Consider the following 15977-nt stretch of genomic DNA (forward strand, 5'->3'; position numbering starts at 1 on the left):
GTGCCGCAAGCCGCCTGGGGCGTGCGCTCCCGGTTGGGGCAAGTCGGCGAACGTCCGACATTCTCGATGTTGGCGTGGGAAGACGGGGAATTGCTGCCTCTCGCTCGGCATCGGAACCGTTCGGCAGATGCTCGCACAGAAGATGGTGTTCGCTCAACCGGTCATGCCCCTGGAGCGGCGAAATTCCCATCGCGGTGAACTGTTGGATGGTGGGACCCGGGCAAAATGTCGTCGGCAGCGTGTTCGGCACCTCATACCATTTCAAAGAATTCCTGACATAGCCGTGTGTTTTGCTGCCCACTTCAGGGGCCCCTTATTTCCTCCCGCGTCACCTGGTGACTGCGCTCCACCCCGGGCTACCTTCTGGCGACCCGCTTCGCCGGCTGAGGCAGCGATTCCCGGTTGGCTCATGTTCAAGAGCTGTGCGCAGGACGTATATTCTGGCCTTGACAAGCCTGAGTTGCACAAATTCTGAACATGAGCCAATCTCTGGCATCTGCGTGCCTGCTGCCGACAGGCAGGTTGGATGGCACCTCCCTGACTCCGAAGATCGTCTCCCTGCCTGCCGGTAGGCAGGTTACAGCGCCGCTTCTTTGGCTTCATCATTCGCTGAAATGGCAACAGGCTCGGAGGCGGAAAAGTTCATCAGGGCGAATCCCTTCATCAACGTGTCAGGCAGCCAATAAACCTGTTCGACCATCCGCTCGTCGGGCATCCGACCAAAGGTCGCTGACAGCTTCCCCGATCTCGCTTCCAAGGTCGGGTTCTTGACTGGTCGCCTACGGCTAGAGGATACCCAAGCGCAAAATTCGCTCTTCTCTTGGCTCTCCAGCCTCACCGGGAATTGCTGCCCGAATCTTCAGTAAAAGCAAGCCGGCCGTGCCTAACCCCAATGTCGGTGTCCACCTTCACTCGCTGGCGAAAGCCAGCGACTCATCACCTCTCGCGCCGCCTGTGCATTCTCACACCAATCCCGGTTGGCATTCTCGATCAGAACATAACGGGGGTGTCCCCGCCAGGCGTCTGACTCTTATCGGTGGGCTTTGCAGCGGGCATGGCCAGCGATCACTTGCGTGGAGCGAAGCCTATTCGCAAACGCGGTGTTATCTGAACCAGCCAGTCTCCATGGAGAGCCTTTCGATTCAACCTCAGACCTTGCTGATTCCATGATAAGCTCTCAAAGGTATTGTCTCTGTTTGCAATTTTTAAGAGACGTTCAAGCTCCCTCAACTCTTTATCGAGTCTTACTCTTACAACTTTATGTTCTTCTTCAAGCTTTTTCTTAAGCGGGTCAATTTCGCGCTCTTTGGCTCCTATCTTTTGCTCTACACTCCCCAATTTTATCGCATGCCAAACCTCTTGGATCAGGCGGATTATTCCAGAAAAGATCAATGGAGCAATAAGCCACGAATTGAAAGTGTCACTGCGATCCCAGCCTTTCTCAGCCACCATCACGCAGCTAAAAATGAACCAAACCACCGACAGCAAGCAGCCCAATGCCCATGCCGATTCCGATTCCGGTTTGTTCCTTTCTATCGTCCATCTCTTGTGCTCGAGTTCATTGACCGGTTCCCGAAGCTTGGCAATCTTCTCATTCTTTTCCGCTTCATGCTGGTAGATGGTTTCCCGCTTATCAGCTACAAGGGCGCGATCAGCTTTCAGCTTCAGGCAATTTTCTGGTTTCCTCACTCAGTCGAGGGTGGGGGGATTCTTTCATGCACAAACTCGCTCACTCGCTCGGTCACTCGGACCGCTTTCCGAGCCTCATCGAGCGTGAACTCAACAAACAGATCGCCGGGATAGCGCGCTTCGGTAAAATACTCAGCAAACGGTTCCAGGTCGGCCCGAAATTGGTCGAACTCTGCATCATACTCGGTGCACTTCTTGAGCAGATAATCAATACTGTGTGTTTTCTCCAACCGCCACCCTCGGGAGATCAGGTAGGCTTTGAGATACTTTTCTACTGCTTGCTGGCAGGAAGAACAGATGTGAAGAACCGGTGGGTCTTCATCATTCAGACTTAACTGAGCCCCACGCAAATCACTATCAGCAAACCGCAACCAGGCCATCGGGGTCTCAACTGGTAACCTCGTCGGGGGCGATTTTTCCTCTGACGGCATCTCGGGATCGCTCATAAAGAATCACCCCATCTTCAAACAGGTGATACACGTAAAACGGATTCCGGTCAGCCAAATTGTGCCGAACCTCTTCAGGATGACGCACAATCAGATCTATCGGCACGCCGTAGTCATATAACGCACGCCGTATCTGACGCGCGATGTGGCGATTACTTTGGCGAGAATCCACTATCACGAACAGATCCAGATCACTCTCCTCATGAATCTCCCCATGAGCGCGCGAACCGAACAGAATGATCATCTCAGGATCAACCAGACGGATAATATCCTCACAAATCTGCTGAATCAATTCAGGTGTAATGCGCTCCCCGAAGGGAAGCGCACGATGATCGTTTTCACCGACTCTTCCCAAGGCTGGTCGCTTAACAACTTGTTCCCTGGGTTCGTTCTTCATAAGCTCTGCCACTTATTTTACCACCAAGGCACCGAGAGACAAATCATGGATTTGTCATCAGTCATTGGTCATCGCCAAAAGAGAAATAACCAATCACAATGGAACCTGTGCAATCAGCGAAATCCGTGGTTTTCTTTGTCTCCCGCGACTTTGTTGCATAAATCAGAGATGAGAGAAGTTTGTTTCATAACCCCCAACCGCGAGCCCTCAGGCGGCATAGCTGTCGGGCATGCCCAGGTGCGTCATCCGGTTCAACGCGGCGCAGCGGATCAACACCTGAGCCGCTTGACCCTCAAAACTCCGGGCCCGGACTTGTTCGCCAAAGATCATCTTGAACCGAAAGACCGCCGTCTCCGCCAAACTCCGACGATGGTAGCCAGTCTCGCGCTTCCACTGAGCCCGCCCGACTTGTCGAATCCGACGCAGTTTTCATCGCGCTGAAGCCGTTCCCCTTTGCAGCGACCGTGCCGCCAGATACGCGCATCACGACGAGGCGGAATCACCGCCCGCGCCTTGATTCGCTTGATCGCGTCGTAGCAGGGACGCTTGTCGTAGGCCCCATCCGCCGAGACCTGGTCCAGCTTCTCATCCACTTGGTCGAGCAAATCCGTCATCGCCTCACAGTCAGCCACATCGTTGGTCGTTACCACCGCCGCTACCAGTTCGTGGGTCGCTTCATCCACCGCCAGATGAAGCGTGCGCCAGGTCCGCCGCTTCGAGTATCCATGAGGGCCGCACTTTCCATTCGCCCTCACCGTAGATCTTCACCCCGCTGCTATCAACGACCAAGTGCAACGGCTCCTTCTTGGCTCGGCGCGGCAACGCCACGGCCAGTGCCTTTCGTCGTCGGCTCAAGGTCGTATAGTCGGGCACGGGCAGTTCCACCTCCAACAGCCGCGTCACCGAGCGCATCAATCCTTCGGTCGTTCGCAACGACAAGTGGTAGACTTCTTCCACTGTCGCCATACACTCGATGGCCGTGTCGCTGTAGAACTGCGGACGGCCCGGCCGCCCGTTGCGCTCGTGGTTCTGCCAAGCGGCGATCACTTCGTCACTAATCCAGATCGTCAAGCTTCCCCGCTCCACCAGGGACTTGTTATACTCTTTCCAGTTGCGAAGGCGGTATTGAGTCTTGATTTTCTTTTTGCTCACAACAGAAGAATACCAAACAATCCCGCCTCCGTACCTATTTTTGCAACAAAGCCGCGCCGAGCGGGGATGTGACCATCCGCATTCTCGACGCCAGGGGGCAGCTCGTGCGCACGCTTCAGGGCACCAAGCAAGCCGGCCTCAATCGCGTATGGTGGGATTTGCGGACGGAGCTATCGAAGGAAATTCGCCTGCGAACGAGCCCCGCCTACGCGCCAGAAATTCGCGTGGGGCCGGAAGGATGGCGACCGCTGCCCGAAGGAGGCCGCCTCTCGGTCCTGGTGCCGCCGGGCACCTACACCGTAGAGCTGACCGTCGGCGGCCAAAAGTTCACCCAGCCGCTCGTGGTCAGGAAAGATCCGCACTCGACGGGAACGGAAGCGGACATTCAGGCGCAGGTGCAGATGCTCCTGGACATCCGCAAGGACCTGGAGACGGTGGCCGACATGGTCAATACCCTCGAGAGCGTCCGCAGCCAGCTCCTGACCTTATCGGGCTTGCTCCGTGACGATCCGGCCGCGGCTCCAGCACGCAACGCGGCGGAACAACTGGAGAAGAAACTCGCCGATCTGGAAGACCACCTCATTCAGCGAAAGCTCACCGGTCGTGGACAGGATGGAGTCCGATGGCCGGCCAAGCTGGTGAGTAAGTTGACGTATCTGGCTGGAGGCGTCGCCAGCGCCGATTTCCCGCCAACGACGCAGCAGCGCGAGGTGCACGCACAGTTCAAACAGCAGATCGCCACCTATCAACGACAACTCAACGAACTCCTCAGCCGCGACCTGTCGGCGCTCAACGCGCTCCTGCGCGAACGAGGGATTCAGAATATCATCATCCGAACGCCTTAAAGCAGTCGAATCCCCGGGAGCGCGCGTCCCGCGTGCCGCAAGCCGCCTGGGGCGTGCGCTCCCGGTTGGGGCAAGTCGGCGAACGTCCGACATTCTCGATGTTGGCGTGGGAAGACGGGGAATTGCTGCCTCTCGCTCGGCATCGGAACCGTTCGGCAGATGCTCGCACAGACCATTGATCGTGCTCTGAGTGGGAATGGGACCGACCGACCCGTCATGGAAGCTTTTGAAACCCCATCCCGACCTGGAGGAAATGGTCGTCCTGTGTAACACCTGGGTGATGCCGCGTTCACGCATGATCACCATCGAGGTCAGGTCGGTGAACGAGATGCGGGGCTTGTCCTGAAACTGCTTGCGGAGTTGCCAGGCGACAGCGAAGCGATCCGAGGTGACCCGCTCTATTGTCAGATGCCCCAGAGCAGCGGCGGCCATGAGCCCTTCCACAAAGCGGATGGCTTCGGGAACCGGCTCTCGACGGAATAACAGTGTGATGGTCTCATCCATCACATAATCGCTCGTATAAATAGCGACTCGATGTCTCCTCAATTCTCGATAGATTTTTTTGACCTCCGCGTGGTGAGGATCACAGCGATAACCGAGTGCCACCCAACCCCAGGTGTCCACGAAGATAGGATCCAGGTTCATGGCGTCTCAGTTCCATCCCCGTAGAGTTCACGTTCGATCTCTTCAGCCGAGAGCGAGTCTCCAGAGAAAATCCCTGCCACCGCCAGAACGGGATCCTCCTGCAGGAGGACCTCCCGCGACAGGAATTCCAGAAAATCCCGCACCTGCTGAAGTGCTGGTTCTGGTAACTGGTCCAATTTTTCAAGGATTTCTTCTTTCAAGGATCGTCCCACGCTTTTGTCCTCCGCCGCGATCTTCCTGATGGAGAGCCTCGTAAGGCTCACCTCTCGTCCTTCCCAATAGAGCCGATCACGACACGGCCCGAATTACTGTAACTCATCTGCTCCCCCGGTTTGAAGTCGAGCGGTTTGTTCCGGGGCCGCTCGAGCACGCTCGCGGGAGGCGACGACTCCCTCATCATTCTCAGACCGTCGGGAACCGGCGAACGCCCGACATCTCGATGTTGGCGTGGGAAGAGGGGGAATTGCTGCCTCTTGCTCGGCATCGGGACCGTTCGGCAGATGCTCGCACAGAAGATAGTGTTCGCTCAACCAGTCATGCCCCTGGAGCGGCGAAATTCCCACTGCGGGGAACCGTTTGTTGGAGCACCCGAAGGAAATGTCGTCTGCCGAGTGGTTCGGCTCCTCGCGCTCGATATTTGCCCGGCCATCTCCTGTGCTCATGTTATCTCATCGGGTGGGTCAGGCCGGGAAGATTTCCACCACCTCGTCCCGATAGGCGGGAATTCCGCATTCGGGATCAACAAGACCTCGACGGATGAGGACATTCGCTTCAGGCCAGTACATCATGACTGTTCCCGGAGGAATCCGACCGAGGCGAATGCGCCCGCGAACTTCCCCGCTGGCCGACCGGACAATGACGGGTGCTCCCTCGACCAGGCCCAGGCGCCTGACATCCTCCGCCGAGAGGATCACGGCATCGCGCTCGCATCCGGCCAGCGGATCGCGCGTACCGAAGGTCATGCTGTTAAATTGCTTACCTCGCCGGGTCGTCAAGCGGAAAGATCCATCCGCATGGTCGTTGTCGGGGGGCACTACCGGTGTGAAGCGCGCTTTTCCATCAGGGGTGGGGAAACGCCCGTCTTCGCCCAGACGCTCGCCACCCCATTGAAATTGATCCCCTTTTTGCCGGAGTCGCTCGATACCCGCGTAAAACGGAATGACGCGAGCAATTTCCTCCCGAATCTCCTCGGTTGAGGCGAACGCGATATGACCGGCATGATCGGGGCGGACGCGCCGGGCGACATCCACCAGTACCCGCCATTCATCGCGCGCCTGCGGAACGCGAGGGCCGGGAATTTCGGGATTGAAGATGACGCGCCGTTCAGTTGTCGTTTCCGTCCCGCCGCCCACCATCTCGTATCGGGTCGTGGCGGGAAGCACGAGCACGGCATCCACCGGGTCAACGAACATTTGGGGATTGAGGACGATGTCATGATGCACGCGCAGAGGAATGCGCTCCAGCGCCTGACGAACGAAGGCCCGGTCGGGAAGAACGCTGAGCCAGTTGCTCCCGATGAGGTAGATGACGTCGAGCTGGCCGCGCGCGGCGGCGTCAACCATCTCCGCCACGAAATATCCCCGCCACGCGGGCGGTCGAAATCCCCACAGCGCCGCGAAACGATCTGCTGCCTCGTCGGTGATGGGAATCCCTCCGGGAAACTGATTGGGAACGGCTCCCATCTCCGCCCCACCTTGCACGCCGGAGTGACCGCGGATGGGCATAAGACCCGTCTTGGGTCGTCCGATCATCCCCCGGGCCAGTGCGAGGTTCACAATCGCTTTCACGGTGGGGACCCCATACTGATGCATCGTCACCCCCATAGACCACACGAGCACCGCCGTGCGCGCCTCCGCATACATTCGGGCGAAAGCCAGCATGTCGTCACGGCTGACGCCGGACCGCTGTTCCAGCTCCTCGAAGGTCTGGGCGTCTAAGGCCTTAACCAGTTCGGTCCATCCCGTCGTGTGCTCCTCGATGAACTTGCGATCAATCCAGCCGTGAGCGATCAGGTGCTTCAATACCCCATTGAGGAATGCGATATCTCCGCCCACGCGAACCTGGAAATAAGCATCCGCCACACGCGTCCCTCGGATGGCCGATTCCAACAAAGAGGGAACCCAGTACGTCTCCAGCCCCGATTCCCGGGAGGGATTGATGACGGCCACGCGCGTGCCTTCTTTTTTGGCCAGATGAATGTACTTCATGGCCACCGGCTGATTATTTGCCACATTGCTACCGATCAAGACGAGAAGGTCCGTTCCCAGCCAATCTTTGTAGCTGCACGTTGTCGCGGGATAGCCGATGGTTTGTTTGAGCGCCGTTGTGCTCGGCGCGTGACAGACGCGGGCGGAATTATCAATGTGATTCGTCCCCAAAAAGCGAGCGACCTTCTGAGCGACGTAATAGGTTTCGTTGACCGTTCCCCGCGAGACGAGATAAAAGGCTACTCGTTCGGGCGCCACGTTGCGGATGCGGTCGGCAAGAAGCGTCACCGCATCTTCCCAGGCAATGGGCGTGAATCCCGACTCACCTCGACGACGAATCAACGGCAGGGGAATGCGCCCGAGCGCCCGCAGGGACCGCTCGCCGTGCCGATCCCACCCGGAGACATCTCGCAGCATGGAGGGATCAAACGGCGGCAACGTGTTGAGGCGGAGGAGATTGAGCCGAATCCAGCACAGATGAATGCCCGGCATCGTCCAATCCCGCAGACCGGTCGTCCCCAGGGCACAACCATCACAGACGCCATCCCGGAGAATCCGCCAGGCGTAGCCAAGCTCTCGACGATTCTCCCAGATCGCTCGTAGGATCTCACGATAGGGATTGATCCGTTGCTCGATCTCCCTCACCATCATGTCCCTCCCCCGGTTATTGCTGACACCAAAGTCTAGGTCGTCGTCCGCAGCACGTCAAACTTGCCGCTGCCGGGCGGCTCATGTATATTAGACCCCCTGATATGATGGGGAGACAGTCGGGCATGGGTGAACCATCGGTCAGAGCCAATCAACGCTTTATCATCCGAACTGTCGTAGCGACCATCGCTGTGATTTTCTTGAGCGTCGCCATCATCTACCTGGCCACACAGACTCCGGAACTGGGGATCATCACCATCATAACGAATCCCCCCCGGGCGACCCTTCGCCTGGATGGAAAGATGGTTGGAGAGACGCCGATCACCATTCAGTGCCCGGCGGGAACGCGACGCCTTGTCATCAGCAAAACCGGTTACAAAACTATCGAGCGGAGCATCCTTCTTGATCCCACCAACGGCGAGGTGACATACGACTTCTCGCTGGAGCCGGTGCTCTCCTCACCATCACCGGCCAATCTCACGGCGGAAATCGAGAAATTGAAACGGTTGGCTGAAGACGCATTCAAACGGGGAGACTACGTCGCACCGGAGAACGATAACGCGCTTTATTACGTCAATCGGCTGGCGGAATTCGCGCCCGACGATCCCTTTGTCACCGAGATGCGGGAGCGCATTCGTCAGGCCCTCCGGCTCCAGGCTCAATCCTCGTCACAAAAGAACCATCTCGCTTCCGCAAAGAAGCCCCGGAAGTCCCACACACGGTGGCCGAATGCGTGACCTGCGCGGGACTCCGGCGGGGAATACTCCAGCGGAACAGGCCAGACTTACTGGAGGAGTGACCAGGGGGAATCGTTGAACTCGATCCATCTTCCCCGCCCCTGAGCTAGGGCTTTCTCATAGAGGTAGTATCCCGAAGCCACGTCTTCCACGGCCAATCCCACCGATTTGAAGAGAGTAATCTCGTCTCTCGACTGTCGCCCCACAATCTTTCCCACGAGGACTTCTCCGATCTCTCCCCGGATATGAGCCTCGGTGACCACGCCTTCGCTGCAGGGGATCACGAAATCGCCGGCTTCCTTCAGGGCCGATTCTCGGCGATCTACGAACAGGCGCGAGCGGGCCACCGCAGCGGAATCCAGTTCGCGTTGAAAAGGCAGACTCGATCCCACCGCGTTGATGTGCACGCCGGGAGGAAGCCACTCTCCCCGGAGGATGGGTTCGGGCGATGAGGTCGTCGTGCAAATGATGTCGGCGCCCGCCACAGCATCCCGGGCGTGAGGGAAGACGCGAGCGGGGAGCCGATATTCTTCAGAGACCTTCCGGGCGAGAGCTTGGGCGTGATCGAGCTGTCGGCTCCAGATGGCCACCTGCGTGATGGGGCGGACGGCGCGCATCGCCCGCAGGTGAAAGTAGGCCTGCACGCCCGATCCGAGAATCGCCAGCTTCGTTGCCTCCTCACGAGCCAGCCACCGGGTGGCCACACCACTGACCGCCGCCGTGCGCAGAGCCGTAACCGCCCCGGCCTCGATCATGGCGGCCAAGCCTCCGCGTTCCGCCTCGAAGATGAGAACGGCTCCTTGATGAATCTCCTGGCCGACAGAGCGGTTCTCCGGGAAAACGGTCACAATCTTAGCGCCCAGCGTGCGCTTCCCAGCGAGATACCCCGGCATCAGGGCCATCAGTCCCCGATGGTCCGGCACTGAGTAAACCTGCCGCATGGGATTGACCGCCTGGCCGCGGGCGAGAGCCGCCAGCGTTTCCTCCATCACCGCAATGCATTCGGGCATGGGGAGCAACTCCAGGACCTCAGCGCGATTCAGTATCAGGACCTTCATCTCCGCATCCACCCAGCGCGCGTAATTGACCGGCGACGATCGAAGGAAGAGGCTCGGCTTTGACGGAAGGCGCCGGACCGCGACGCTCCGGCGCGGTGGCCCGCAACGACATCGCGGTAAAAGGCGCTGATGTCTCGCTTGAGAGGCTCGCGCACGGACTCGGTTTCATACATCGCATGTCCGCCTTCGTAGCATCTGGCCGTGATGTTCTGCCGGAGCGGAGGCTCGAGGCGACTGATCACCTCCGCGTGAACGGCACAACTATTGAGAGAATCATAGAGCCCCGTGGCCACAAACACCTTTACCGCAGGAGCCATTTGCATGGCGCGACGGAGCCACGGCTGACTTCCTCCCGGAGGAGCATCCGTGTTCAGCGGCGTCCCCGGAGGCGGCGGAGGAGCCTGGTTATAAACCCACCGCGCATTCACCGACAAAGGTCGTTCCCCCGGGGGCGAAAACCCTTCTTCGATCCCCTGGTAGGCGAGATCGGTCGCCACGTTCAAAGTCTGGCGCAGATACCTGTTGATCGTCAGCCCGCATCGGGTGTGAATGTCGGGCTCGCTCCCTCGGATCTGTCGTGTGTCGAATCGGGCCAGGACCTTCTTCTCCCCGGCGAGCAACTGCTCGACGAATTGCTGCCGCGGGATGACGAGAGTCTTTCGATCAATGAGCGAGGGAGCGATCCCGGTGTAGCGGGCCAACCCGTTCACAATTCGTTCCCGCTGCTCGTCCGTCAGATGGTCCCGGCGGGCCAGAGCGGGTGCATATTCGGTTCGCGCCCACGTCTCGGCCTGCGCCAGAGCGCTGGCCAGGTCGGTTTGCAGATCGGGCGGAAGCTTTCTGTGATAGAAGGCGGCTGCCGTTCGAGAGGGAATAAAGAGCGCCGTTCGCATCTCCTCAGGCATCACCGGACCCACGGGTATGCCTCCCGAAATTAGAATCACTCCAGCTACTGGAATTCCTCGTTGCAGCAGTGCTTCCGCGACTCCTGCCGCTCGCCACACGCCGTAGCTTTCGCCGCCGAGCACAAGGGGCGCATCCCAGGCATCGAAGCGCGTCAGGTAAACCCGCACGAATTCAGCGACCGATGCAATATCGCCCAGGGTATTGTAAAATTCAGCCGCATACTCGGATCGCGTCGGCCGACTGAAACCAGTCCCAACCGGATCAACGAAGACCAGATCGGTGAGATCGAGCCAGGTCGTCTCGTTAGTCACAAGATCACAGCCAGCTTCATCCGCGAGATCCCTCTTCCAGCGGAGGCGCTTGGGGCCGAAGCCGATGAGGTGAACCAACACGGAGTTCGCCCCCGGCCCCCCATTCCAGAGGAAAGTCAGAGGTCGAGGTGGGGCGCCGGGAGCTTGGTCAAGCAAATACGCGATGAAAAACATCTGACCGTGAACTTCACCAGTCTCGTTATGCCGGATCGGGAGAAACCCCGCACGCGCCGTGTAGCGGAGAACTCGCCGACCAATCGTGACCTGATGACGGGTCGTTGCAATCTCTGGGGTGACCGGCTGGGGAGTCGGGGGGAGAGGACGTCGCGGCACGGGCGCGACAGCACCAGCAGAACCGGACACGAGGAGAAGCGTGAGGGCGAGGACTTGGGGAGTACCGGTTCGACGCCTCATGACAATGCCTCCAGTAAACGATCCACATCTCGCAAATCGTTATAGACCGACGGCGACACCCGGAGGAAGTGAGCACCCAGGCGAACGTGAATATTCGCCTTCTGAAGCCGTTCAAGAACGGGCTGACGCTCCTTGACAGCGAACGTGATGAGCGCCGATTTCGTCTCCGGCGGCGTGAGAAGCTCAAAGCCCAGACGGGGCATCTCCCGGCGCAGACGGTCGAGCAGCGGTTGCCGATGTGCTTCGATGCGCTCGATGCCGAGTCGTCGGAGATAGGGCAATGACACACTCAGAGCAGCCATAGGAGCATAGGCATTACTCCCCACCTCAAAGTGGGCGCTGGCATCCGTCCCCAGCTCCCACGTCACAGGGTCATCGGCGGGCGGATCATAGGGCAGAACATGGGTCTGGATGCGACGCGCCGAGTGATAGCCATACTGCGTCCGACGGAGCACCCGTCCGATCAAGTCCTCCCGTACATACAGGAAGCCCAGACCGAAATCCCCCATCAGCCATTTGAAGCTCGAACAGGCACAGAAGTCCACGCCGGTCGCCCGCACGTCAATCGGCGTCGCTCCAGCAGCCTGAGCGATGTCGGCGTACACGTATGCTCCGTACGCGTGAGCCAGATCACACACGGCTTTGAGATCATGCTGAAAGCCGTTGTACATGGAGACGAGGGAAATTTCGATGAGCCGGGTCTTCCTGTCAACCAACTGCTCCAGGTCACGCATCTCAATGCGACCATCACGAGGCCGGGCAATCCGCAGATCGAGGCCGAAGAAGCGCTTGAGCGCCTGCAAGTGCAAAAGCGCTCCCTCGAAGTGGAGGGCATCGGTCACGACGTTCCCGCCGGACGTGGGAATATCTAGCCCCTTGACGACGAGATTCTCTCCTGTACTCGTATTGGGGACGAAGCTGATCTCCGAAGGATCGGCATTGATGAGCGCCGCGAACTGACCCTTCACGTAATCGGCCAACGAGGTCCCATCGGGAGCCGTCAATGTCCGACCGTGCAGTCGCGCTTCCGTGTACCGGCGGACAGCCTCGGCGCTCGCCCGAGGAAGGGGATGGATGTAGGCCGCGTTCAAATAGGTGAGCCCCGCCGGAAGAGCAAAATCCTCCTTTCGGGGGAAGACAGGAGCAGACCGGTCAGTTGCGGAGTCCGCTCCCGGCTGCCCTCTTTCGGGCACTAGCGCAGGAATCAGTGTCGTTGAAGCGGCATAGCCGCCCACTCCTCTCAGAAGATCGCGCCGACTCAGAGGCATACTCATTTTCCTCTCTTTTGGCCAAATCGCCCGGGCGATGGCTGCGGTATAGCCGATTCAATGAACATGGCGACGTCACGTTTCAATTCCGCTGCGGCTGTTCGATCCGTATAAATCGCGTGACCACCGCCGTAGCTCCGAGCGATGATGCGCTCCGCCAATCCGCCCGCCGCATGACTGGCCAGGTAGGAATTGGCAGCATAACTACAGACGAGATCATAGTAGCCGCAGGTGACAAAAACTCGCAGTCGCGGATTTGCTGCCAGCGCCCGACGCAGTGACTCTTCGGCAAAAGCTCGAGCCATACTGAGCGGACTTCGCTGACGAGATGCATCGGGCGTTTTCTCCGCGGAAGGGTAATCCCATTTCCAGCGCGTTGACATCCAGTCGCCTCGCGGTGTGGTCGGGGGAGGATATCCGCCTCCAAAAGGACCTTGATACCGGAGATCGCTCTGATAGTTCAGCTCCTTCCGAAAATAGCGCACGACGCCGACATCGTTGATGATATGGCGAAGACTGGGATCACGAGTTGGATCATATGGCTGTTGTTGAGAGTCCCGAGGCCCGACAAGCCGCGTGTCATAGCGCCCGACGACCTGATTTTGATCCGCTAGAAGCAACTCGGAAAACTGCTCCATGCTGATGCTGAGCGTCGTGGCGTTGATCTGGCGGGGATCGAGTCCGGTGAAGCGGGCCAGTTGCGACAGAACGGCCTCTCGTTCAGCCTGGCTCAAGCTCTCGCGCCGAGCCAGGGCTCGTGCGTAGACGTCTCGCGCCCACGCCTCGGCCTGGGCGAGGACAGAGGGTAAATCACCGCGCAGTTCGGGAGGGAGCTTCTTGTGAACGAAGGCCGCTGCCGTGTAGGTGGGAACCATGAGCGCCAGGCGAAGCTCATCGCTCAGCTCACCCAGAGGAAGGGTCAGCCCGATGAAAATGATACCGCTGACAGTGATCCCTTTCCTCTGCAAAACATCGGCGACACCTGCGGCTCGGATGACACCATAGCTTTCGCCCACCAGGAAGATCGGGGCCTCCCACGCCCGAAAGCGGTTGCGATAAACGCGAATGAACTCCGCGATGGACTCCGCATCACCCACCGTTTGATAGAACTCTGGTCCGTACTCTGCCCTCGTTGGGCGACTGTAGCCTGTGCCCACCGGATCAACGAAGACCAGATCGGTCACGTCAAGCCAGGTCGCGTCGTTATCCACGACCGTACCATCGGATTCCAGTCGGCGCGGACCGAATCCCAGCAGATGCACGAGCGAGGAGCTGGCACCCGGGCCCCCATTCCAGAGAAACGTTAACGGTCTGGGGTAGCCGGTCGAGGGGGAATCCAGCGTGTAGTCGCTGAAAAAGATCCAGGCGTGAACCTGTCCGGTTTCGTTGTCGAGGATGGGAAGCCGTCCGGCGCGCGCCGTATACCTCAACAGCCGACCGCCCACACGAATCTGATGCCGCGTTGTAACGATCTGACTCTCCTCAGAGACAAACGCCGGAGATGCCCATCCCGGCACGTTCGACAGGAGGATCATGCCCGACAGGATCACTCCTCCCCTGAGTGATACGCGGTACCTCCTCCTCATAGCTCAGTCCTCACGCAGGTGTCGCCTTCGCCACGTTCGGCAGGAAACTCTTCCGCCGACTTCAGGCAAGACCATCTCCCTTGACCCGCTCCATAATGTCGCCACGGATGCACACCGATCAATATACGGATCGGTGTCCATTCGTGTCCATCCGCGCGGAATTTTCATGGTTTCTCCCACGTCGCCTGAACGCCATGAACGACTCGAAGATCACTGCCCCACCTAACTGACGAGCGTCGGGGCCGAGTGGCAGCGCCTTCCGGCCCCCCACCTAGAAGATCAATTTCACAGCGAGCTGGACGATGCGCGGATTGACTGAGGTCGCCGTGATGACACCATAGGAGTTGCCGAAGGTTGTGTTGGGATTGGCAAATTGCGGCGTATTGAAGGCGTTGAAGAACTCGGCGCGAAATTCCAATGTCGTCGCTTCGGTCACAGGAGTCCGCTTGAGCACGGCAATGTCAAAATTGTTCTGTGCCGGTCCGGTCACAATGCCAACGCCGGAATTGCCAAAGGTAGTGGCGATTCGATCATCGCCGACGATGGGCCAGAGGGCGAGTCCGTTGGGATTGGCCGCTGTGGGCGCACTTCGGGCAATGCACGCGGGATTGAAATAGTTGTTAAGCCGCCGCGTCACTGATCCTCTCGTTACCAGCTGATCGTGAGTGCACCCCGGCGCGAGCTGGAGCCGATCATTGGTGATGCCGGTCACGTTCGACGCATTGGTTCCGGTCAACGTCAGATGACGACCCGACTGAATCGTCGCCACACCGGTCAGCGACCATCCGCCAAGGGCGCGTCCGATCACCCCTCTCCCGGCAGCCGGGCTGGGAAAGTCGTACACCCAACTGACGACGAAGCGGTGATCCCGATTGAAATTACTGGGGCCGTACCGCTGCCGCCAGTTCTGCTGATCGCCGACATTGGTCCCGCCGACGGCCAGCGTTTCTACGTTCACGCCATCGGAGTCAAAGCTGCGACCGAAGGTATAGGAAGCGAGGAATTGCAGTCCCCGACTCAGTCGTTTCCGCAGGCTGGCCTGGAGACCGTGATACCAGGACCCACCAGCAGCTTCCACCTGGCGAATCCCGTTGAAGGCCGCGAATCCCTGAAAGGGAACTCGCTGACGAATGTTGGCGACCGTATTCGTCGTCGCTCCCCGAACGGGCTGAGCCTGACTGGCCAGCATGGCTTGATTCAGCTCGCGCGTGCGGATGAGCCGGGTGCCCCGCGTTCCTACATAACCGACCTCGAGGAGGAAGTCCTGCCAGAACTGGCTCTGAATGTTCAGCCCCCATTGCTGAGTGATCGGAGGCTGATAGTCTTGTGCGATGGTAATGACGCTGAGCGAGGTCGTCGGCGAATAGGAACGGAACTGAGGGAAGTCCCGCACGTCGGGAGGAGTACCAAAAGGTAATTGCCAACTCGCATTAGCATTGGCCTGTGCCGTCGAAATGCGGATCTGGCCAAACGGTGGAGCCGTGAGCGCTTGAAAGAACGTCAACCCGACGATCCGCGAGTAGTACATCCCATAACCACCTCGTAAGACGAATCGGCTCGACCCCGGAAGAACTTGCCAGGCAAATCCAAAGCGAGGACCAAAGCGATCCTGTCCCCGACCTTCGATGGCCAGATCATTGCCGGCTTGCGTCACTCCCGGCGGAATCG

15 protein-coding genes and 1 pseudogene are annotated in these 15977 nt (G+C 59.0%); 3 read left to right on the forward strand and 13 right to left on the reverse strand.

Going from position 1 to position 15977, the window contains the following annotated elements; all coding sequences use genetic code 11:
* Positions 1-198 (forward strand): hypothetical protein (locus VNM72_10345; protein HXF05799.1); only part of this gene is annotated, 198 nt, incomplete at its 5' end.
* A 379-nt stretch (positions 199-577) separates the two neighbouring features.
* Here VNM72_10345 and VNM72_10350 read toward each other — a convergent pair.
* The 5 genes and pseudogenes from VNM72_10350 to VNM72_10370 form a co-directional block, all read right to left on the reverse strand.
* Entirely contained in the window at positions 578-715 is a 138-nt protein-coding gene (locus VNM72_10350) for a hypothetical protein (protein HXF05800.1), read from the reverse strand.
* Between the two features lie 350 nt (positions 716-1065).
* Complete coding sequence (locus VNM72_10355) at positions 1066-1689, reverse strand: hypothetical protein (protein HXF05801.1); 624 nt, start codon at positions 1687-1689, stop codon at positions 1066-1068.
* Complete coding sequence (locus VNM72_10360; protein ID HXF05802.1) at positions 1686-2069, reverse strand: HEPN domain-containing protein; 384 nt, start codon at positions 2067-2069, stop codon at positions 1686-1688. Before VNM72_10360 ends, VNM72_10355 begins: the two co-directional genes overlap by 4 nt.
* 7 nt (positions 2070-2076) lie before the next feature.
* The gene (locus tag VNM72_10365; protein HXF05803.1) at positions 2077-2532 is read right to left on the reverse strand and encodes a nucleotidyltransferase domain-containing protein; all 456 of its coding nucleotides are present in this window, start codon (positions 2530-2532) and stop codon (positions 2077-2079) included.
* A 207-nt stretch (positions 2533-2739) separates the two neighbouring features.
* A pseudogene (locus tag VNM72_10370) lies at positions 2740-3669 on the reverse strand (IS5 family transposase).
* A gap of 83 nt (positions 3670-3752) precedes the next feature.
* Here VNM72_10370 and VNM72_10375 point away from each other — a divergent pair.
* Positions 3753-4529, forward strand: coding sequence for a hypothetical protein (locus tag VNM72_10375; protein ID HXF05804.1), 777 nt, complete (start codon positions 3753-3755; stop codon positions 4527-4529).
* A 641-nt stretch (positions 4530-5170) separates the two neighbouring features.
* Here VNM72_10375 and VNM72_10380 read toward each other — a convergent pair.
* From VNM72_10380 to VNM72_10390, 3 genes are read right to left on the reverse strand one after another with little or no spacing between them, the layout of a single operon-like run.
* Entirely contained in the window at positions 5171-5437 is a 267-nt protein-coding gene (locus VNM72_10380; GenBank protein ID HXF05805.1) for a hypothetical protein, read from the reverse strand.
* A gap of 42 nt (positions 5438-5479) precedes the next feature.
* On the reverse strand, positions 5480-5836 hold the full coding sequence (locus VNM72_10385) for a hypothetical protein (protein ID HXF05806.1): 357 nt from the start codon (positions 5834-5836) through the stop codon (positions 5480-5482).
* 18 nt (positions 5837-5854) lie between these two features.
* The gene (locus VNM72_10390) at positions 5855-8032 is read right to left on the reverse strand and encodes an FdhF/YdeP family oxidoreductase (protein ID HXF05807.1); all 2178 of its coding nucleotides are present in this window, start codon (positions 8030-8032) and stop codon (positions 5855-5857) included.
* 122 nt (positions 8033-8154) lie between these two features.
* Here VNM72_10390 and VNM72_10395 point away from each other — a divergent pair, with 122 nt between their 5' ends.
* Positions 8155-8766 carry a PEGA domain-containing protein gene (locus VNM72_10395; protein ID HXF05808.1) on the forward strand — a complete coding sequence of 204 codons (612 nt, stop codon included), beginning with the start codon at positions 8155-8157 and terminating at the stop codon, positions 8764-8766.
* 47 nt (positions 8767-8813) lie between these two features.
* Here VNM72_10395 and VNM72_10400 read toward each other — a convergent pair whose 3' ends face one another.
* The 5 genes from VNM72_10400 to VNM72_10420 all read right to left on the reverse strand — a co-directional run.
* Entirely contained in the window at positions 8814-9824 is a 1011-nt protein-coding gene (locus tag VNM72_10400; protein HXF05809.1) for an ornithine cyclodeaminase family protein, read from the reverse strand.
* A complete protein-coding gene (locus VNM72_10405; GenBank protein HXF05810.1) occupies positions 9821-11455 on the reverse strand; it encodes a peptidase S10 in 1635 nt (544 codons plus the stop codon). The genes VNM72_10400 and VNM72_10405 overlap by 4 nt, the downstream gene beginning before the upstream one ends.
* On the reverse strand, positions 11452-12729 hold the full coding sequence (locus tag VNM72_10410) for an aminotransferase class V-fold PLP-dependent enzyme (GenBank protein HXF05811.1): 1278 nt from the start codon (positions 12727-12729) through the stop codon (positions 11452-11454). Before VNM72_10410 ends, VNM72_10405 begins: the two co-directional genes overlap by 4 nt.
* Positions 12726-14309, reverse strand: coding sequence for a hypothetical protein (locus VNM72_10415; protein ID HXF05812.1), 1584 nt, complete (start codon positions 14307-14309; stop codon positions 12726-12728). Before VNM72_10415 ends, VNM72_10410 begins: the two co-directional genes overlap by 4 nt.
* Positions 14310-14580: 271 nt before the next feature.
* The coding region (locus VNM72_10420; GenBank protein ID HXF05813.1) for a hypothetical protein at positions 14581-15977 on the reverse strand (1397 nt) is incomplete at its 5' end.

The sequence above is a fragment of the Blastocatellia bacterium genome (assembly GCA_035573895.1).
Classification (GTDB): domain Bacteria; phylum Acidobacteriota; class Blastocatellia; order HR10; family HR10; genus DATLZR01.